The sequence below is a fragment of the Chryseobacterium taiwanense genome (genome assembly GCF_000813825.1).
In the GTDB taxonomy this organism is placed as follows: domain Bacteria; phylum Bacteroidota; class Bacteroidia; order Flavobacteriales; family Weeksellaceae; genus Chryseobacterium; species Chryseobacterium taiwanense.
Map to the genome: position 1 here is coordinate 268,590 of NZ_JWTA01000005.1, position 19,794 is coordinate 288,383.

Genomic DNA, 19,794 nt, shown 5'->3' on the forward strand with positions numbered 1-19,794 from the left:
AAATTGTAGATAGGTATTTAAGTAATAAATAATATAAAATTTTATCAATATGGGAATTTTAGAAAATAAAGTAGCAATTGTAACAGGAGCCGGCTCAGGAATCGGATTGGCTATTGCAGAAACGTATGCCAAAGAAGGAGCAAAAGTAATTGTTTCAGACATTAATGAAGAGCACGGAAAAGAAGCGGTAGAAAAAATAAAATCAGCAGGTGGGGAAGCTTCATTTGTAAAAGCAGATACGTCAAAAGCAGAAGAAGTAGAGGCATTGGTAAAGTCGACAGTTGAGCTATACGGCAGGTTGGATATTGCATGTAACAATGCAGGAATCGGTGGCGAACAGGAATTGACTGGAGATTACAGTCTGGATAGTTGGAGAAAAGTATTAAGTGTAAACTTAGACGGTGTTTTCTATGGCTGTAAATATGAATTGGAACAAATGGATAAAAATGGAGGCGGTGTGATTGTGAACATTGCATCTATTCATGGTACGGTGGCAGCGCCGCTTTCATCGGCTTATACTTCGGCAAAACACGCGGTGGTAGGTCTTACTAAAAATATCGGAGCAGAATACGGACAAAAAAATATCCGTTGTAATGCAGTAGGTCCGGCTTATATTGAAACCCCTCTTTTGGAAAGCGCAAGCGGAGATATGAAAGAAGCACTGATTGCAAAGCATCCAATGGGAAGACTGGGAAAACCTCAGGAAGTGGCAGAGCTTGTTCTGTTCTTAAGCTCTGATAAATCATCATTTATGACAGGAGGATATTATCTTGTTGATGGAGGATATACAGCAATTTAAACCCTGAGTTCTTATTGTTTTAAATAAAAGAACTTCAAAATAATAGAAAGCATTCATCACCATGAATGCTTTTTTTATAACTTACAATAACAAAAAATCATTAAGTTTTTTCTAAATTTGGACACTATAAATCGCTTTCAAAATGCAAAATTATTTAGACCTTTTACAACATATTTTAGATAACGGAACAGACAAAACCGATAGAACGGGAACGGGAACGAGAAGTGTTTTCGGATACCAGCTTAGATATGATTTGTCAAAAGGCTTTCCTATGGTGACGACCAAAAAAGTGCATTTGAAATCTATTATTTATGAATTGCTTTGGTTCCTGAAAGGAGACACCAACATTAAATACTTAAAAGATAACGGAGTTTCGATCTGGGACGAATGGGCAGATGAAAACGGAAATTTAGGACCTGTTTACGGAGCACAATGGAGAAGCTGGAGTGGTGCAGACGGAAAAGTTGTGGATCAAATTACAGAAGTTATTGATCAGATCAAAAAAAATCCTGATTCCAGAAGATTGATCGTTTCTGCTTGGAATGTGGCTGAAATCCCCAATATGGCTTTAGCGCCTTGTCATGCATTATTTCAATTTTATGTTGCAGACGGCAAATTGTCTCTACAGTTATACCAGAGAAGTGCAGATGTTTTCTTAGGAGTTCCTTTTAATATTGCAAGTTATGCTTTGCTATTGATGATGGTAGCGCAGGTTTGTGATTTGGAAGTGGGAGATTATGTTCACAGTTTTGGAGATGTTCATATTTATAACAATCACTTTGAGCAGGTTCAGAAACAGCTTTCAAGAGAGCCAAGATCACTTCCTACCATGAAATTAAATCCTGAAATTAAATCTATTTTCGATTTTGATTTTGAAGATTTTAAATTGGAGAATTATGATCCGCATCCGGGGATTAAAGCACCTGTTGCGATTTAATGAAGATTTGCCGTTTTGGATTTTTAATACTGTCTGCTAATTTTCTTTTTAATTGTCAAAAAGAGAAGAAGGTAGATTATACAGATGTAATAGAGGTTTTTGACAATACTAAAGATGCTGTTTTTGACACTGTAGCAGTTCCTCAGCATCTAAGGAGTGTCGTAAAACAGATTTCAGGAATCAATACTTACGAAACCGGAGTCTTAGGAAAAGGTCAAGAGAAATCTGAAAATTTTGAAAACTTTAAAAAACTGACGGAGTCTGCTTCAGATGACGAATTAGTGTCCCTTTTAAATAATAAGAATAAAACCGTTGCGGTATATGCATCGGTGGGACTTTTGAACAGGAAGCCTGAACTTCTGGGAGAGATTTTTCAAAAATTCTTAAACCTTACCACTACCATTCATACGCAGAACGGTTGTATTATCGGAGATCAAAATCCTGCTGAACCTTTGTATAGTGCTTATTACCGTTCTTTGGATTTAAAAAATGTAAGAACAGATTCCAAATTACGTAAGCTGGATAGTCTGATTATCTTTAATCAGAATTCACCGGGAAGTCTTCTACAGGAGGCGTTTAGGTATAGGATATATCCCAAGAATTACAGAAAGCGAATTGAAGAGTTGGCATTTAACAATCATAGTATGGATGCGATAAGATATCTTACGCATTGGCATAAGGGAGATTATGCTGATGATATTCAAAAAGAACTTATTGCAATGATTAAAAATGATTCTCTGTCTTATAATAAGAAGATATTTCTTTCGGAATTATTGTCGTTCAGGAATTCTGAAAATAAAGAATTCATTCTTGCTTATCTGAAAAAAGACACTCTTTTCAGTGATGATCATGAAATCTTAAAAGAATTAGAATCTAATGGGATTTTACCAGGTGAATATCCTACTAAATAAAGGTGTTTATATGTAACAAAATTAACTTTTTTACTACCTATTCATTAAATCTCAAAATATGTTGAAAAAGTTATTTCTACTCTCTGCAATCAGTGTTTCTGCTGTTGCATTTTCCCAAAATAATGTAAAAGAAAAACTAAGTAATTATTTCGATTCCCTTTATGTACATCATAAAGTAATGGGAAGTTTTGCGTTGGCAGAAGACAATCGTCCGACTTTCATTAAAGTGGTCGGATTTTCAGATGCTGCAAAACAGCAAAAAGCCAATGTAAATACACAATATCGTGTAGGTTCCATAAGCAAGACTTTTACAGCGGTACTGATTATGAAAGCTGTCGAAGATAAGAAGATCTCTTTAGATAAAAAACTTTCAGATTTTTACCCTGAAATTCCTAATGCGAGTAAAATTACCATTGAAAATTTATTGCAGCACAGAAGCGGAATTCATAATCTGACCGATGAATCTGAATATTTACAATATAATACAAAAGCTCAGACAGAAAGCAGCTTAGTCAATATTATTAAAAAATATACAAGTGATTTTGAACCGGGTTCAAAATATGCATACAGCAATTCAAACTATATTTTGCTGGGCTTTATCCTTGAAAAAGTGTACAAAAAGTCGTATGCGGAATTGATAAAAGATAAAATTACAAAGCCATTAAAGCTGACTTTAACGGAAGTAGGAGGGAAAATCGATCCTTCGAAAAATCAGGCAGAATCTTACGACTTTACCAATGGGAAATATGTAGTTTCATCCGAAACAGATATGAGTATTCCGATTGGAGCGGGAAATATTATCTCGACACCAAGAGATCTTTTGAATTTTATTCTTGGATTAGAACAGGGAAAACTCATCAAAAAAGAAAGTCTGGAAAAAATGAAAACTTTTGTTGATAACTATGGGTATGGTTTGATGAAAGTTCCATTTCAGCAATACTGGGGATTTGGTCATACAGGAGGAATTGATAATTTCAGATCAGCTTTGTTTTATTTTCCTGATTTAAAGGTTGCAATGGCTTTTAATATCAATCAATCGAACATGGATACTAATGAGATTTCCATTAAAATGATTGAAACGGCTTTAGGAAAAGACTTTGCAATGCCAAGTTTTAAAACGGTGGAGGTTCCGGAGAATGTACTTCAGAAATATGTAGGTACCTATTCGAGTAAGGATATCCCTTTAAAAATTAATATTTTTATCAAAGATAAAAAACTGATGGCGCAAGCAACCGGACAAAGTGCATTTCCTTTGGAAGCGACCTCAAATACAAGTTTTGAATTTGATGCAGCAGGAATCGGAATCGATTTTAATCCGGAGAAAAATCAGTTTGACATTAAACAGAGAGGAACGAAAAATACATTCACAAAAGAATAACAAATCAATATTAAATAAAAAAATAACTCTAAATAATACTAATGAAAAAAGCCATTTTATCGATTGCTCTTTTGAGTGGAATATTCTTTTCCACAAATGTAGCAGCGCAAACCGAAACTTCAGGCAGAGAAAAGGTGTACAGAGCTACCCATACAAAAGTAACCGAACTGAAACATACCAAGCTGAAAGTAAATTTCGACTATCAGAAAGAACAGATGAATGGAGAAGAATGGCTGACTGCAGCTCCGTTTTTCTATCCTACCAATGAATTGACGCTTGATGCAAAAGGAATGTTGATTCATGAAGTAGCGTTGGATACAAATGGTAAAAAATCTCCTTTGAAATATGAGTATAAGGACGATGTGTTGAAAATTACTTTAGATAAAAAATATCAGAAAAATCAGGATTATACGGTTTATATCAAATATACAGCGCGCCCAAGTGAGGTGAAACAAGAAGGAAGTGCGGCGATCAACGATGCAAAAGGTTTGTATTTCATTAATGCTCAGGGAAAAGATCCGGATATGCCGACTCAGATCTGGACGCAGGGAGAAACGGAATCTTCTTCTGCCTGGTTTCCGACCATTGATAAATCCAACCAAAAAACGACTCAGGAAATCTATATGACAGTTCCTGATAAATATGTAACGCTTTCCAACGGACTTTTAAAAGACTCTCAAAAAGAAGCTAATGGATTAAGAACCGATCATTGGGTGATGGATAAAAGACACTCTACGTATCTTTTCTTCATGGGAGTAGGTGAATATGCGATTGTAAAAGACAAATGGAGAAATATTGCGGTTGATTACTATATTGAAAAAGAATACGAACCGTATGCAAAACAGATCTACGGAAATACTCCGGAAATGATCGAGTTTTTCTCTAAAAAACTAGGGTACGATTATCCTTGGTCAAAATATGCACAAATCTCAGGAAGAGAGTATGTGAGTGGGGCTATGGAAAATACTACAGCCACCCTTCATGGAAGTGATATTCTACAAAAACCGGGGCAACTGATCGATGAAAACACTTGGGAAGATACCATTGCTCACGAATTATTCCACCAATGGTTTGGAGATTTAGTAACAGCGGAAAGCTGGAGTAACCTTACTGTGAATGAATCTTTTGCAAACTATTCAGAATACCTTTGGAATGAATACAAGTACGGAAAAGATCAGGCGGACTACCATCAGATGATGGATGTCAATATGTATCTTACAACGCCGGGGAATTTCGATAAACACTTAGTGAGATTTGATTATGATTCTCGTGAAGATGTTTTTGATTTGGTAACCTATCAAAAAGGAGGAGGGATTCTTCATATGTTGAGAAACTATTTAGGAGATGATGCTTTCTTTGCAGGATTAAATGACTATCTGAAAACGTATGAATATCAAAACGGAGAAGCGCATCAGTTAAGATTATCCTTAGAGAAAGTTTCTGGTAAAGACCTGAATTGGTTCTTTAATCAATGGTATTTCGGAAGCGGAAACCCGAAGCTTAAGTATTCTTATACTTTCGAACCTGTTAAAAAGCAAATTGCGGTGGTTATTGAACAGACTCAGGAATTGCCATTCCAGTTCCCTTTAGCGATCGATGTATACGATAACGGAAAACCTAAAAGATATAATGTTTGGGTAAATGCGACGGCAAAAAATACCTTCAATTTTGATGTTTCTAAAAATGCAGATTTGGTAAATATCAATGCAGATGGAGTGTTGTTGGCGGATATTACTGATCAAAAGACTCCTGAACAAAATTTAATGCAATACTTAGGCTCAAAAGAATTCAAGAGCAGATATGATGCATTAAACGGTATTAAAGATCAGGTAGGAAAAAGTCCTGCAGCAACCAAATTATTGATAGCTGCGATCAAAGATCCTTTCTTCAGGGTAAGAATGAGAGCTTTAAAGACAATGGATTTATCCAATGCAGAACAATTCAAGGCGATGGGTGCTGAAGCTGAAAAACTGGCTACCAACGATCCAAAAACATTGGTTCAGGCAGCGGCAATTTCAGCGTTGGCAAAAACAAAAGATAAAAAATACCTTCCTATTTTTGAAAAAGGACTAAATGCAGTTTCAAATGCTGTGAAAGCGAATTCTGTAAGTGCGATTATTGATGTTGATCCTTCAAGAGCAAGTTCTTTAGCGGATAAAATTGATTTGGAAGGAGCTTCTGATAAATTATTGGAGAAATTGTTACCAATTATCGTTAAAAATAAAGTGACTTCTCAAATGTCAAATATTGCTCAGGTGGCAGCTTTCTATCCTTTTGTTAAATTCCAAAATCCTGAATTAGGAAAATCTGCAGAAGAAGGATACAATTGGATCATGAGTTCTGATAATTTGAAAGCGACAGAAAGTATTACAAAAATGCTGGGGCATGCGAAAGGACAGATTGGAGATAACCCACAGGCAAAAATGATGATAACTCAGATGTTAAAAGATGGGTTGAATAAAAAAATGGAGCTATTAAAACAGACTCCGCAAAGCGCTAATAGTATCAATAAGCAGATTGATGTGATTAATAAAGCGATTGAAGATTTCAAATAATATCAAAGATAAGGTTTTGTTTAGAATTATGATAACCACTATTTTTATAGTGGTTTTTTTGTTTATTTTTCATTTTTGTTTTGATTTGAATATTGATTTAATATTAATTATTTGTTAATTATGTTATTTTTATAATTATAAATATATACATTTGTTGTGAATTTAACACTTAAATAACTAATAATGAAAACGAATCTATTTTTTAGAATTGTGATGAATCGTCATTTTTTTTCTTTTTTATTCATGTCTTTTACAATTGGATTGAATGCTCAGATTTCTACATTTCCATGGACCGAAACTTTTGAAGATAGCTCGTCAACAAGAGCAAGCTGGACACAAATACACGAAACGAATACTGTAGACTGGACTTTTGCTTCTGCTGCAACGACCGGTAGTGTAGGAGTGACAGCCTTTGCAGGAACTAAGTTTGCTAATTTTCCAGCAAATACTACTTCTGCTGATAAAACAAAGCTCGTAAGTCCTCCATTTAATACTGCTAATCTTACCTCGCCGAAGTTGAGCGTTTATATTATTAACCCTCAACAGAACGGAAATGCAAACTTTATAAAAATTTATTATAGATTTTCTGCTACAGGTGCATGGAATCTGCATATGCAGTTTCAGCCACCTTTGAGTTCTTGGTTCCTTTTTGGAAATATGGGAATGCCGCCAAATATTTATCAGATTGCGATAGAATGTGAAAATGCTCAGGGATATTCTACACTAATAGATAATGTGGTAATAAGTAATGATGATTTACTAAGTACGAATGATATCTCAAAATTATCAAGAGGATCTGTTAAGTATTATCCCAATCCTGCAAAAGAGGTGCTGAATTATACCAGTGATGAAAAAATACAGGAAATCAATATTTATGATGGAGCCGGGAAAAAAATTCAGACGAACAGAGTTGAAGCGAACCAGGGAAGTGTAAATGTATCTGCTTTAAATAGTGGAATGTATATTGTTACGGGAAAAACAGACACGGGCGAAATAAAAACATATAAAATGATAAAAAAATAAAAAATACTACATAGAATTTTTTATTAGTCGGAGCATCTCTTTTTAGAGGTGCTTTTTAAATAATTTATAAGATTCAGAATTTTGGATAAAAAAATGGCTGAAAATTTTATGACTTACCTTTTTTTGTTAAAAATTTTAAATATTTAGCAAAAACTATGACTAATTAAACGTTTACATTTTTTAAATTCGTATAAAAATTAAAATAATATGACTTTTGGAATTGAGGCTGCAAGCTATTATGTGCCTTCTTTATATTTGGAAATTAAGGATTTAGCAGAAAAAAGAGGAATAGAACCGGCAAAGCTGGAAAAAGGGTTGGGATTGCATAAAATGGGATTTCCTGATGTTCACGAAGACGCAGCAACTTTTGCAGCAGAAGCTTTGTTGAAACTCATCAAAGACTATAATATCAATCCAAAAGAAATAGCAAGAATTTATCTTGGAACGGAAAGTGCTTTAGATGCGGCAAAACCAACGGCTTCTTATGCGATGCAGATGGTTGAAAAAGTGTTGGAAGCAGAATTTGGAGAAAGATGTTTTAGAAACTGTGATGTAGTCGATATGACGTTTGCTTGTATCGGAGCAGTAGATGCGCTTCACAATTCTTTAGATTTTGTGAGAGTTAATCCCGACAAAAAAGCAGTAGTAATCGCAAGTGATTATGCAAAATATGAGCTGGCTTCTTCAGGTGAATATACGCAAGGAGGAGGAGCGGTGTCAGTTTTAGTGTCGTCAAAACCGGATTTAATTGAAATTGAAAACAATTGGGGAGTCGCGACAGAAAGTGTTTTTGACTTTTTCAAACCGAGACGTCATTTCAAAAAAGAAGATTTGACCAATACGCCAGAAAATTTTCCGGAGAAAATTGAAATCTTTACGGATGAACCTGTTTTTGACGGTCAATATTCAAACCAATGTTATCAGGACAGGATTAGAGAAGCATACAATCATTATAAAGAAATTACAGGCGAAAATAAACCTTATGAAGCTTGGAAATATCTTATCTTCCATCTTCCTTACGCATTTCATGGGAAGAGAGTTTTTACTGAGATTTACAGCTTAGAAAATGAACTTTCTTATGAGACTCCCGAAGAACAAAAAGCAGTAGCAAAATCTGAAGGCTATATTCAGTTTATTAATGACAAAATTGAAAAATCTCAAAGAGCTTCTTCAGAGATCGGAAATATGTATACCGCTTCTATTTTTATGGCTTTACTTTCTGCTTTACAGACCTCATTTAATGAAAATGAAGAATTAAAAGGTCAGGAAATTGGATTTTTAGGGTATGGAAGTGGTTCCAAATCTAAAGTCTTTGCCGGAAAAGTTTCTGAAAACTGGAAAAATGTGGTGGCAAAATGGGATTTATTTGAAGGCTTAAAAAACAGAACCGCAATTGATTTTGATACCTATGAAAAACTTCACAGAAAGAAATTGGAAAAATCTGTTAATGAAAATTATAAAGGTTTCGGATTACAATCGGTAGAATTGGAAAGCCCTGTTTTGAAAGGAGCAAGGTATTACGGTTACCAAGGGTAATCAAACCAATAATAAAATTTGAAAACATCTCAATTGTTGAGGTGTTTTTTTATTCTAAAAACAAAATCTTATCCTGATAGCTCTTTGGGGTAACTCCAACCAATTGTTTAAACACTCTTGTAAAATAATTAGTATCTGAAAAACCAGTCTGATAAGCCGTTTCTTTAATACTGTTCTGACTTGCTAATAACTCTTTAGCACGATTGATTCTTTCCTGCAAAATAAAATCATTTGGAGAAGTTCCCAGTTCATCTTTAAACATTTTAAAGAAATTAGACTTGCTCACATAAGCCATCTTGGCAATACTATCAATCGATAGCTTTTGATGAAGGTTTTTTTTGATATAATCTACGGCAAAACCAATTCTAGATTTATTTTTAGCAATATTCTTTTCCACCATGCTTCTCGCCTGAGTCTGCATCAACCGGATCAAAAGTTCCTTTAAGGCAAAATCTGCCATAATATCTTTTTGTGAATTATCATCCATCGCAATTCTCATGATATTGTTGGTAGCTGAAGCTAAAGACTGATTATTAAACAGAAAATATTCATCCAGTTCAATATTCCAGCGGGAAGTTTCGTCTACTTTGGGAAGATGGTAATTCAAATGATTCAGAGAATTTTCAATAAATTCAGGATTTAGGCTCAAAGAAATACATTGTGATGGAGTTTCGTCAGCTTCAGGAAAATCAATAACCATGGTCTCTCCAGGTGATACAAGTACACTTTCTCCAGGATAATAATCAAAGTAATTCGTCTTATTATCCAGTTTCATATGCTTTTTCCCACGAAGCATGGCTGTAAATGCAATCGTTTCAAAATGCAGTTTTACGTCAAAAGCGGCTTTGTGAGTTTCATAAATGCTAAATTCACAATTGTTTAGATTGAATTTTGTCTGATTTTCAACTAAGTGTAATAGCTGATTTTCCCTTTTTAATTCAGGAGTTTCTAATAAAATCTTGTTATTGTTCATTTCTAAACATTTTTTATTGCCTGCTTACTCAAATATAGAAAATTATCAACTTACATTACTGTTAATGAAATTATAAAGTTTGCAGTCTGTACGATTTTGAAGTTTTTTTGTACGATTGTGCTATACGAATGTCATAGGTAAGTGTAATTTGGCTTTACAGAAAAATTAAAACTATACAAATATGAGCACTACAACACAACAACAATCAGGGACTTTACTACAGTGGCCTGAATTCAAAAACAGATACGATAACTATATTAACGGACAATTTACAGCACCTGTAAACGGACAGTATTTTGACGTTGTTTCTCCGGTAGATGGAAGAAACTTTACACAGGCAGCTCATTCTTCAAAAGAAGACTTGGAATTGGCGGTAAATGCAGCTGAAAAAGCATTTCAAACCTGGAAAGACACTTCTTCTACAGAAAGAAGTATTATTTTAAATAAAATTGCTGACAGAATCGAGCAGAATTTAGAATATTTAGCAACGGTTGAAACAATTGATAACGGAAAAGCAATAAGAGAAACATTAGCAGCAGATTTACCTTTAGCGGTTGATCATTTCAGATACTTTGCTTCGGTAATAAGAGCAGAAGAAGGTTCGCATAACGAACTGGATAAAGATACGGTTTCTCTTATCGTTCACGAACCGCTTGGAGTGATCGCCCAAATCATCCCTTGGAACTTTCCTATCTTAATGGCAGTATGGAAATTGGCTCCGGCTTTGGCAGCAGGAAACTGTGTAGTTTTAAAACCAGCTGAAAGTACACCTATTTCTATCATGGTATTAATGGAAATCATCGGAGATTTGCTTCCGGATGGGGTGGTAAATATCGTAAACGGTTTTGGAGCAGAATTGGGAAGAGCATTAGTAACCAATCCTAAAGTGGCAAAAGCAGCATTTACAGGTTCTACGGCGACAGGTCGTTTGGTGATGCAGTACGCGACAGAAAATATTATTCCGGTAACATTGGAATTAGGAGGAAAGTCTCCAAACGTGTTCTTTAGTTCGGTAATGGATGCAGATGATGAATTTTTAGATAAAGCCATTGAAGGAGCAGTTCTTTTTGCTTTAAATCAAGGAGAAATCTGTACGTGTCCTTCAAGACTATTAGTTCAGGAAGACATTGCAGACGCTTTCATCGCAAAAGTTATCGAAAGAGTAAAAGCGATAAAAGTCGGAAATCCATTAGATAAAACAGTGATGATGGGAGCTCAGGCTTCTCAGATTCAAAAAGATAAAATCCTTTCTTATATCAATTTAGGAAAAGAAGAAGGGGCAGAAGTTCTTGTTGGCGGAGATGTAAACAATGTAGGAGAAGGTCTTGAAGACGGATATTACATCCAGCCAACAATTTTCAAAGGAAACAACAGAATGAGAATCTTCCAGGAAGAAATTTTCGGACCTGTGTTGGCATTTACCACGTTCAAAGATGAAGAAGAAGGGGTCAAAATTGCAAACGATACCATTTACGGTCTTGGAGCAGGAGTTTGGACGAGAGATGCGCATCAGTTGTACAATGTTCCGCGTCAGATTCAGGCAGGTAGAGTTTGGGTAAACCAGTATCATTCTTATCCGGCAGGAGCACCTTTCGGAGGGTACAAACAGTCAGGAATCGGTCGTGAAAACCACAAAATGATGTTGGATCACTACCGTCAGACTAAAAACATGTTGATTTCATACAACAAAAACAAATTAGGTTTCTTTTAATTTTTAAATATTAGGGCGTGCCCGTTTTCCCCATCTCGGCAATGGGGAAAAACGGTCGGGCTATCCAGGGCTTCACTTCGTTTCGGTGCTTCGCACTCTCGTTTTTCAAACGAGACCCTTTCTATCCCTCACGCAAACAATATTTGCCCTTATCCGAAATTTTCGAGTGAGTAGGAGATTTTATGCCTTCATGAGCCTTGTCAAGGTTCAAAAAAACGTGAGAAAAATCTTTGCAGTCTTAGCTAAACGCCCTTGCGAACTTAAAAATACACAGCCTAATTGGCAAAAAAGTCTTTGCGCCCTTTGCGTTAAAAAAACATCAATTGAAAAAGATCAAAAACCAAACTAAAAACTAACACAAAAAATCAAAATATGATTCCAAAAACAATGAAAGCTGCAGTTGTCCAAGGTTACGGACAACCCCTGAAAATCGAAGAAGTTCCCGTGAGAGAACCTGGAAGATATGAAGTATTGGTAAAAGTTATCGCGTGTGGAGTGTGCCATACCGACTTACATGCTGTTGATGGTGACTGGCCGGCAAAACCTAAAATGCCTCTGATTCCCGGACATGAAGGAGTAGGAATTGTGGTTGCTTGCGGACCCGAAGCTCAGGTGAAAGAAGGTGATGCGGTAGGAGTTCCGTGGTTGTATTCAGCTTGCGGATGCTGTGATTATTGTATTACAGGTTGGGAAACCCTTTGTGAAGCTCAGAAAAATGGAGGATATAGTGTAGATGGAGGTTTTGCAGAATATGTAATTGCAGATTCAAGATATGTAGGGCATTTGAAATCCGATGTTAATTTTTTAGAAATTGCACCGATTCTTTGTGCAGGAGTAACGGTTTATAAAGGTTTAAAAGAAACCGAAACAAAACCTGGAGAATGGGTGGCTATTTCAGGAATTGGAGGATTAGGACACGTTGCAGTACAATATGCAAAAGCGATGGGAATGCATGTAGCAGCGATTGATGTGGCGGATGATAAATTAGATTTGGCGAAAAAATTGGGAGCAGACTTAGTAGTCAATGCAAAAAACACAGATCCTGGAGAATATCTTCATAAAGAAGTCGGCGGAATGCACGGCGCATTGATTACGGCGGTTTCTCCCATTGCTTTTAAACAGGGAATTGATGTTCTGAGACGAAAAGGAACACTCGCTTTAAATGGGCTTCCACCGGGTTCGTTTGAATTACCAATTTTCGAAACTGTTTTGAAAAGAATTACCGTAAGAGGTTCAATTGTCGGAACAAGAAAAGATCTTCAGGAGGCTTTGGACTTTGCGAATGAAGGATTGGTGAAAGCAACGGTAACCTCTGCAAAATTAGAAGACATCAATGATGTTTTTGACAAAATGAAAAAAGGGCAGATTGATGGTAGAATCGTTCTCGATATTGCCGGTTCAAATTAAATTGTGATGAGTTTTTTAGGTTCGGCGAAATTTCATTTCGCCGAACTTTTTTAACTTTATATATGAAATAAAGTTTGTCATTGCGAGGAGCGAAGCGACGAAGCAATCCCAAAAAGAGAAAAATGATCCAGAGTGTTTGTCATTCCGTAGGAATCTAAGCAAAATATTTAAAATAATCTAGTCGACCTAGATTCCACGCTTCACTTAGTTACGCTCTGAATGACAAAATTCTTTTGAAAATTTGTATTAAAAATGACTTAGGAAACGGAGGCGTTAAGAAAATGATTTTTGTGAACGTAAAGAAAATTCTACTGTTTGAGCGCGACATGAATTTTGAGTCGAATAACAACTATTAAATTCGCGCGAGTTTTAGAATTTTTAGAGAACGAAATTCATTTTTAGCCGGAGTTGCCAAGTCTTGAATTTTTGGTTCTTTTGTTTCAAGACAAAAGAACATTAAATAAAAAAAGAAAAGTTATGCAAACCAAAATATCTCGTCTCTCAGCAACCGAAAAAGCATTGGAAGTAATCTGGGACCTAGAAAAAAAATACGGAGATCTCATGTTCTATCAGGCAGGAGGCTGCTGTGAAGGTACGCAACCCCAATGTTTCGAAAAAGGAGGATTCTACCCAAGAATGAACGATGCAATGATCGGAACCATTAATAACCACGAATTTTGGATCGATCGAGATCTATTCGAATACTGGAAATATTCACATTTTACATTAGACGTTGTGGATGGTTTCGGACCAGGCGGATTTTCTTTGGAAACACCTTTAGGAAAAACTTTTAAGGTCAATTACAGGCTTTTCACTCCTGAAGAACTTGAAAATTTGGAACCTGTGAAGCGAAGTGAATAATAATCTGCTCAATCAGCAAAATCTGCGAGACGAAAAAAATGAAAACTCACGCAGATTTAGCAGATAACGCAGATGTTCGAGTTTAAAAACAGTAGAAAAAATTAGCACAAAATATTGATGCAATTTATTTTGGGGCAAATTAAACTTTCACAAACCGACTCACAAACATAGAAGCGACTAATTGTCCAACTGCATTTAAAACAGTCGCCAAAGGATCAACTAAAGTTCCGATAATCATCACAGCCGGAATAGCTTCTTGAGGTAATTTATAAACAGAAATCATAAGCATTTCACCAATATAACCGCCATTCGGGATTCCGCCGGCAACAATACTTACAAAGACTGTGATTCCTAATGCTAAAAGCAAATTCATCGGATCAAAAAAATCTCTTCCGATAATTAAAAAAGCAACATAAATTTTAATAATCGAAGACATCGAAGATCCATTTTTATGTAAAGTCGTTCCAATCGGAATTACAATATTTGAAATCTGGCTTGGAACTCCAATTTTTGCTGCAGCTTGTAAATTGGCAGGCATGGTTGCGAAGCTGCTACAGGTACTTAAAGCGGTTAAAGTCGGATAAATCGCGTTTGTCCAAAAGCTTTTCACTCCATTCTGACCTTTTGCCATAAAAGCATACAGTGAAAAAAATACCAAGAAATAAACAACGCCTGCGATATAATACAATCCTAAAGGTTTAGCGTAAAATCCGAAAAGCTGAGGCCCTAAAGTCGCAACCTGATAAGCGAAATAAGCTCCCAAACCAATCGGAGCAACTTTCATAATTAATAGAAGTAATTCTTTCATTACTTCATAACCTGAAGCAATAAACGATCTGAAAACCTGTCCTTTTTCTCCTGCTTTTCTAGCGGAAAATCCCGTCATGAAAGCGAAAATCAAAAGAGCGAGCATATTTTGCCTTGAAAAGAGCTGTGTAAATTCTCCAACCGTAAAAAATCCTACAATTCGGTTTCCCCAACTGTCACTATTGGCGGCTTCCTCTATAGCTTCTGAGCTTCCGGATACTCCTGAAACGGGAAATAGATAGACCGCACAAATGGTAAAAACAGCGGCTGTTAAAATAAAAAACAGAAAGGTAAAAGCCATTGTCACCATGATCTTTCCGAATTTGGACTGCTGTTCTAAGGAGGCAATAGAATTGGAAACGGCGAAAAATACCAACGGAACTACACTCACAAAAAGCAGATTCAGGAAAATATCACCTAATGGTTTGATGTAATTAACGATATTTGGAGCAATGATTCCAATAATGCTTCCAACGGCGATTCCAAACAATAAAAGGATGATTCCTGAATAGTTTTTCAACACTTCTTTCATGTGGTGCTTTTTAATCAAAGATAGGTTTATTTTTAACATTCAGTTATATTAATTTCATTCATAAATTCCTTAAATTTGGGTAAAAACGTTTCTATGGCTTATATAGATTACTATAAAATTTTAGGCGTAGATAAGAATGCAACGCAAGATGACATTAAAAAAGCCTACCGAAAATTAGCAAGAAAGCTACATCCCGATCTAAATCCCGACGACAAAGAAGCTGAAAGAAAATTCAAAGAGCTGAACGAAGCAAATGAAGTGCTCAGCAATCCTGAAAATCGTAAAAAATACGATAAATACGGTGAAAACTGGAAGCATGGTGAAGAATACGAAAAAGCTCAGCAACAGCAACAAAGACAATATCAAAGTCAGAGTGGTGACTTTGGAGGCGGATTTTCGGGTGCGGATTTTGGAGAAGGTGAAGATTTTTCAGATTTTTTCCAAAATATGTTCGGTGGAGCAGGAGGTGGTTTCGGAAGAAGCTCGAGAGGAAGTGCTTCAGGGAAATTCAAAGGACAGGATGTACATGCAGAATTGAATTTGAGTTTAAAAGACGCAGCAACAACTCATCAGCAAACCTTTGATATTAATGGTAAAAAAGTAAGAATTACTATTCCGGCTGGAGTGTATGACGGGCAGCAAATCAAATTGAAAGGTCACGGAAATCCCGGATTTAATAGCGGTCCGAATGGAGATTTATATATCACTTTTAATATTGCTGTTGATCCGGATTATGAAAGAATTGGAGATGATCTGAAAACGAAAGTTTCGATTGATCTCTATACAGCCGTTTTAGGAGGAGATGTAAAAATAAATACATTGAGCGGAAGCGTAAACCTAAAAGTAAAACCTGAAACACAAAGCGGGACAACAGTGAGATTGAAAGGAAAAGGTTTTCCAGTATATAAAAAAGATGGTGAATTTGGTGATTTATTTGTGACGTATGAAGTGAAATTACCAACCAACCTTACTGAAAAGCAGAAAGAACTTTTTGAACAACTTAAAAATTCCTAAGCCATGAGTGAAAGAATATCGCGAGAAGAGCTCGTAAAAATATACAATATTGAAATCACTTTTTTTGATGAATTGGTGGATTCCGGTTTACTTAAAATTCAAATGGAGAATGAAATTCGGTATCTGATGTATGAAGATCTGCCATCTTTTGAAAGATTTGCGAATTGGCATTACGATCTGGAGATCAATCTTCCCGGGTTGGAAGTGATTCATGATATGCTTCAAAAAATGGAGGATTTAAAACAAAGAAATCGTGAGTTGATGAATAAGCTTTCGGCGATGAGTGGTGAATATGAAGATATTTAGAAGTAAGAAGTGAAAGGAGAGAAGTGAGAAGAAGTTTGAAAAATAAATAGATTTTAAAGGGTTTTATTCAAAATTCAGACTATTTCGTTTAGCTTTGTAGGCTGTGAGAAAAATTAATACATATGAGTGAAGAAAAAGTGATTGTTTTAAAACCTAAAAGGCCAGATTTCGAGGAAATATATTTTAGTGGAAGTCAGGGAAGTTTGTTTTTTTCATCAACCACGAGAGGAAGAACAGTGACGACGATTGTTGTGGGATTGATTTTACTGATTATGTTTTTCTTTAAAGATGATTTTACCAAAGAAAAATTTGGAATTTTATACTTTGCAAGCTTTTTGTTTTTGCTGTGTGCGGTTTTTCTTTCAGTAAGTATTAATAAAGTTTCACGATGGAAAAAACAGGTGAATCGTTATTTGACCAAACTTGAAAACTGTAAGATTTATGAAATTACGTTCGACCAAAATTTCTTTACAGTCAATATTGATGATGAAAAAGAAACCAGCGAATGGAAAGATTTCGAATATTTCGATAGCAACAATGAGTTTATTACCGTTGAAGGAAAATACAGTTATATGTTCCCCAGAAAATCGATGAGTGAGAAAGATTATAATATTTTAAAACAGGTTTTAAAGCAAAATATCAAGGAATAAATAAAAAACTCAGAGCAAAATACTCTGAGTTTTATTTTTATAATGAAAAGTTGATTAATCTAACCAACCCATTTCTTTCATCCATTCGTCGTTGTAGATCTTTCCAACGTATCTTGAACCGTGATCGTGAAGAAGAACAACGATAACATCATCTTTTGTAAACTGATCTTTCATCTGAACCAAAGAAGCAATGGCACTTCCTGCAGAATATCCACAGAAGATCCCTTCTTCTTTAGCTAGTTTTCTAGCGTACACAGCTCCATCTTTATCTGTTACTTTTTCAAAGTGATCAATCACAGACATATCATAGTTTTCAGGAAGAATATCTTCACCAATTCCTTCTGTGATGTATGTATAAGCATTTCCTAAATTAACTTCTCCAGTTTCGTGAATTTCTTTTAAGATTGAACCGTATGTGTCAACACCAATTACTTTAATATCAGCATTTTTTTCTTTGAAGAATTTTCCACAACCTGTAATGGTACCTCCTGTTCCGGCTCCTACTACAAAATGAGTTAGTTTTCCTTCTGTTTGTTCCCAGATTTCAGGAGCTGTAGACTCGTAATGAGCCGCTCTGTTCGATAAATTATCATATTGATTTACGTACCATCCGTTTTCCGTTTCCTTAGCCAATCTCTTTGAAACTGAATAATAAGAACGAGGATCTGTAGGTTTTACGTCTGTAGGACAAACGATAACTTCAGCTCCAACAGCACGAAGGATGTCACATTTTTCTTTTGATTGTTTAGAATTGGTTACAAAAATACATTTGTACCCTTTGATGATTGCAGCAAGAGCTAATCCCATCCCTGTATTTCCGGAAGTTCCTTCAATGATGGTTCCTCCAGGTTTTAATCTTCCGTCTTTTTCTGCGTCTTCAATCATTTTAAGAGCCATTCTGTCTTTTACAGAATTTCCGGGATTGAAAGTCTCAACTTTTGCTAAAACTAATGCCGGAAAATCTTCCCCTAAAACTTTGTTAAGCTTTACTAATGGTGTATTTCCTATAGTTTCAAGAATATTTTTTGCGTATTTCATAAATGTCTTATAAGCCTTGCAAAGATAAGGTTTTTAAATGTTATCCAGATGAATATAAAGTTATGGAATAATGAATGAGTGAGAGTCAATCATTATTAAAAATGCAGAATTTACAACAACAATTAGTTGTATTTAATTACTTTAACAGGCGAAATTTTACTGATTAAATAACTAGGAATAATTAAAGCCAATCCGGAAATAAATAAAATCCCTACAGAAATAGATATAATAGCAAGCGGGTTCAAATCAACAGGAACAGTACTTACATAATAGTTTTCAGGGTTAAGCTTGATCACACCAAAAAACTTCTGAATTAAAATCAGTCCAAGACCAATTGCATTTCCATACAAAAGCCCAGGAATCATAATAATTAAGGTGTAATTAATAAAAGTCGCTCTGATCTGAGAATTACTTGCTCCCAAAGTTTTAAGCAAACCAATCGAGTTTGTTCTTTCAATGATAAGAATTAAAAGAACCATAATGATATTGATAATTACTACGATCAACATGATGATGATGATAAGAGCAATATTGGTATCGTAAATACTAATCCAATCAGTGATTTGAGGGAATTTCTCCGTTGCTTTCTCAGCGTAATTTTTGTACCCGATTAATTTCTCAATTTCAGGATAATCTTTGTCGATATCATTTACATCTTTCAGGAAAATATCGATTCCGCCAACTTCATCAGGTTTCATATCCTGAATTTTTCTTACATGATTGATTCCTCCAATAACGAATTGTTCATCAATCATTTTAATGTCGGTTTTATAAATCCCTACAACTTCAAATTTTCTGTAAATTGGTTTTTGATCAACCTTAGAAAATATGGTAACAATACTGTCTTTCAGCTTCAAATGAAGATCATTGGCAATTTTTTGTGAAATAGTGACTCCATGATTGTAGCCTACTTCGGTTACGATAGGAGTACGTCCTTCAATCAAGAATTTTTTGAAACGTAAACTGTCAAAATCCTTTCCGATTCCTTTAAAAATAATTCCGGCGAAGTTATGTTCATTACGCATAATTCCTGTCACGGTAGCATATTTTTGTATACTTGCCACGTCAGGAAGATCCTTTATTTTTTGAAGTTCCAATCCCTGATTGTCAAGAATTGAAGTGTTGTAAGATGAGTTGGATTTTGTGGACTTTATCGTAATGTGCCCACTGAAATCCGCCAGTCTTTCCTTGATTGCTTTCTTAGAACCAAAACCTGTAGAAACTGTAATTAAAGAGACAATAATCCCCAAAGCTACAGAGAGTCTGCCAATGAAGATGATAATCCTCGAGAGATTATTTTTGTTATCTTTGGAAAACGCTATTTTTCTAGAGAAATATAAAGGAAATTTCAAGCTT

At 35.3% G+C, this 19,794-nt stretch carries 17 protein-coding genes; 13 read left to right on the forward strand and 4 right to left on the reverse strand.

The window, feature by feature from the left end:
• The first annotated feature begins 49 nt into the window (after nt 1–49).
• From RM51_RS07805 to RM51_RS07835, 7 genes are all read left to right on the forward strand, one after another.
• Nucleotides 50–799, forward strand: coding sequence for an SDR family NAD(P)-dependent oxidoreductase (locus RM51_RS07805; RefSeq protein WP_039367186.1), 750 nt, complete (start codon nt 50–52; stop codon nt 797–799).
• Between the two features lie 142 nt (nt 800–941).
• A complete protein-coding gene (locus RM51_RS07810) occupies nt 942–1,736 on the forward strand; it encodes a thymidylate synthase (RefSeq protein WP_039367190.1) in 795 nt (264 codons plus the stop codon).
• Entirely contained in the window at nt 1,736–2,647 is a 912-nt protein-coding gene (locus tag RM51_RS07815; RefSeq protein ID WP_039367192.1) for a hypothetical protein, read from the forward strand. The genes RM51_RS07810 and RM51_RS07815 overlap by 1 nt, the downstream gene beginning before the upstream one ends.
• 58 nt (nt 2,648–2,705) lie before the next feature.
• Nucleotides 2,706–4,025, forward strand: coding sequence for a serine hydrolase domain-containing protein (locus RM51_RS07820; RefSeq protein WP_039367197.1), 1,320 nt, complete (start codon nt 2,706–2,708; stop codon nt 4,023–4,025).
• A gap of 41 nt (nt 4,026–4,066) precedes the next feature.
• Complete coding sequence (locus RM51_RS07825; protein WP_039367201.1) at nt 4,067–6,580, forward strand: M1 family metallopeptidase; 2,514 nt, start codon at nt 4,067–4,069, stop codon at nt 6,578–6,580.
• Nucleotides 6,581–6,823: 243 nt separating this feature from the next.
• On the forward strand, nt 6,824–7,603 hold the full coding sequence (locus RM51_RS07830) for a T9SS type A sorting domain-containing protein (RefSeq protein WP_165584992.1): 780 nt from the start codon (nt 6,824–6,826) through the stop codon (nt 7,601–7,603).
• A gap of 207 nt (nt 7,604–7,810) precedes the next feature.
• Nucleotides 7,811–9,139, forward strand: a complete 1,329-nt coding sequence (locus tag RM51_RS07835; protein ID WP_039367207.1) for a hydroxymethylglutaryl-CoA synthase family protein — start codon at nt 7,811–7,813, stop codon at nt 9,137–9,139.
• A 49-nt stretch (nt 9,140–9,188) separates the two neighbouring features.
• On the opposite strand, the gene RM51_RS07840 is transcribed toward RM51_RS07835, so the two are convergent.
• Nucleotides 9,189–10,112, reverse strand: coding sequence for an AraC family transcriptional regulator (locus tag RM51_RS07840; RefSeq protein ID WP_039367208.1), 924 nt, complete (start codon nt 10,110–10,112; stop codon nt 9,189–9,191).
• Nucleotides 10,113–10,293: 181 nt separating this feature from the next.
• Here RM51_RS07840 and RM51_RS07845 point away from each other — a divergent pair, with 181 nt between their 5' ends.
• The 3 genes from RM51_RS07845 (at nt 10,294) to RM51_RS07855 (ending at nt 14,091) form a co-directional block, all read left to right on the forward strand.
• Complete coding sequence (locus RM51_RS07845; RefSeq protein WP_039367209.1) at nt 10,294–11,823, forward strand: aldehyde dehydrogenase family protein; 1,530 nt, start codon at nt 10,294–10,296, stop codon at nt 11,821–11,823.
• 372 nt (nt 11,824–12,195) lie between these two features.
• Nucleotides 12,196–13,230 carry an alcohol dehydrogenase AdhP gene (adhP, locus tag RM51_RS07850; RefSeq protein WP_039367210.1) on the forward strand — a complete coding sequence of 345 codons (1,035 nt, stop codon included), beginning with the start codon at nt 12,196–12,198 and terminating at the stop codon, nt 13,228–13,230.
• A 477-nt stretch (nt 13,231–13,707) separates the two neighbouring features.
• Entirely contained in the window at nt 13,708–14,091 is a 384-nt protein-coding gene (locus tag RM51_RS07855) for a DUF779 domain-containing protein (RefSeq protein WP_039367788.1), read from the forward strand.
• 139 nt (nt 14,092–14,230) lie between these two features.
• Here the strand turns inward: RM51_RS07855 and RM51_RS07860 are convergent, their stop codons facing one another.
• Complete coding sequence (locus tag RM51_RS07860; RefSeq protein WP_039367211.1) at nt 14,231–15,430, reverse strand: dicarboxylate/amino acid:cation symporter; 1,200 nt, start codon at nt 15,428–15,430, stop codon at nt 14,231–14,233.
• Between the two features lie 93 nt (nt 15,431–15,523).
• Between RM51_RS07860 and RM51_RS07865 the strand changes: the two genes are divergently transcribed.
• The 3 genes from RM51_RS07865 (at nt 15,524) to RM51_RS07875 (ending at nt 17,400) form a co-directional block, all read left to right on the forward strand.
• On the forward strand, nt 15,524–16,444 hold the full coding sequence (locus RM51_RS07865; protein ID WP_039367212.1) for a DnaJ C-terminal domain-containing protein: 921 nt from the start codon (nt 15,524–15,526) through the stop codon (nt 16,442–16,444).
• 3 nt (nt 16,445–16,447) lie between these two features.
• On the forward strand, nt 16,448–16,750 hold the full coding sequence (locus RM51_RS07870; RefSeq protein WP_039367213.1) for a chaperone modulator CbpM: 303 nt from the start codon (nt 16,448–16,450) through the stop codon (nt 16,748–16,750).
• Nucleotides 16,751–16,872: 122 nt separating this feature from the next.
• Nucleotides 16,873–17,400, forward strand: coding sequence for a hypothetical protein (locus RM51_RS07875; protein WP_039367214.1), 528 nt, complete (start codon nt 16,873–16,875; stop codon nt 17,398–17,400).
• Between the two features lie 54 nt (nt 17,401–17,454).
• Here the strand turns inward: RM51_RS07875 and RM51_RS07880 are convergent, their stop codons facing one another.
• Both RM51_RS07880 and RM51_RS07885 read right to left on the reverse strand, forming a co-directional pair.
• Nucleotides 17,455–18,438: a PLP-dependent cysteine synthase family protein gene (locus tag RM51_RS07880; RefSeq protein ID WP_039367215.1), complete on the reverse strand. Its 984-nt coding sequence runs from the start codon at nt 18,436–18,438 to the stop codon at nt 17,455–17,457.
• A gap of 122 nt (nt 18,439–18,560) precedes the next feature.
• Entirely contained in the window at nt 18,561–19,790 is a 1,230-nt protein-coding gene (locus RM51_RS07885; RefSeq protein ID WP_039367216.1) for an ABC transporter permease, read from the reverse strand.
• Between the last annotated feature and the right edge of the window lie 4 nt (nt 19,791–19,794).

Excerpts from the sequence above, each read along its gene's own strand:
- RM51_RS07865 (WP_039367212.1), top strand. The coding sequence starts at position 15,524 with ATGGCTTATATAGATTACTATAAAATTTTAGGCGTAGATAAGAATGCA.
- RM51_RS07875 (WP_039367214.1), top strand. The coding sequence starts at position 16,873 with ATGAGTGAAGAAAAAGTGATTGTTTTAAAACCTAAAAGGCCAGATTTC.
- adhP (WP_039367210.1), top strand. The coding sequence starts at position 12,196 with ATGATTCCAAAAACAATGAAAGCTGCAGTTGTCCAAGGTTACGGACAA.
- RM51_RS07805 (WP_039367186.1), top strand. The coding sequence starts at position 50 with ATGGGAATTTTAGAAAATAAAGTAGCAATTGTAACAGGAGCCGGCTCA.
- RM51_RS07860 (WP_039367211.1), bottom strand. The coding sequence starts at position 15,430 with ATGAAAGAAGTGTTGAAAAACTATTCAGGAATCATCCTTTTATTGTTT.
- RM51_RS07855 (WP_039367788.1), top strand. The coding sequence starts at position 13,708 with ATGCAAACCAAAATATCTCGTCTCTCAGCAACCGAAAAAGCATTGGAA.
- RM51_RS07870 (WP_039367213.1), top strand. The coding sequence starts at position 16,448 with ATGAGTGAAAGAATATCGCGAGAAGAGCTCGTAAAAATATACAATATT.
- RM51_RS07820 (WP_039367197.1), top strand. The coding sequence starts at position 2,706 with ATGTTGAAAAAGTTATTTCTACTCTCTGCAATCAGTGTTTCTGCTGTT.
- RM51_RS07835 (WP_039367207.1), top strand. The coding sequence starts at position 7,811 with ATGACTTTTGGAATTGAGGCTGCAAGCTATTATGTGCCTTCTTTATAT.
- RM51_RS07825 (WP_039367201.1), top strand. The coding sequence starts at position 4,067 with ATGAAAAAAGCCATTTTATCGATTGCTCTTTTGAGTGGAATATTCTTT.
- RM51_RS07830 (WP_165584992.1), top strand. The coding sequence starts at position 6,824 with ATGTCTTTTACAATTGGATTGAATGCTCAGATTTCTACATTTCCATGG.
- RM51_RS07840 (WP_039367208.1), bottom strand. The coding sequence starts at position 10,112 with ATGAACAATAACAAGATTTTATTAGAAACTCCTGAATTAAAAAGGGAA.
- RM51_RS07810 (WP_039367190.1), top strand. The coding sequence starts at position 942 with ATGCAAAATTATTTAGACCTTTTACAACATATTTTAGATAACGGAACA.
- RM51_RS07815 (WP_039367192.1), top strand. The coding sequence starts at position 1,736 with ATGAAGATTTGCCGTTTTGGATTTTTAATACTGTCTGCTAATTTTCTT.
- RM51_RS07880 (WP_039367215.1), bottom strand. The coding sequence starts at position 18,438 with ATGAAATACGCAAAAAATATTCTTGAAACTATAGGAAATACACCATTA.
- RM51_RS07845 (WP_039367209.1), top strand. The coding sequence starts at position 10,294 with ATGAGCACTACAACACAACAACAATCAGGGACTTTACTACAGTGGCCT.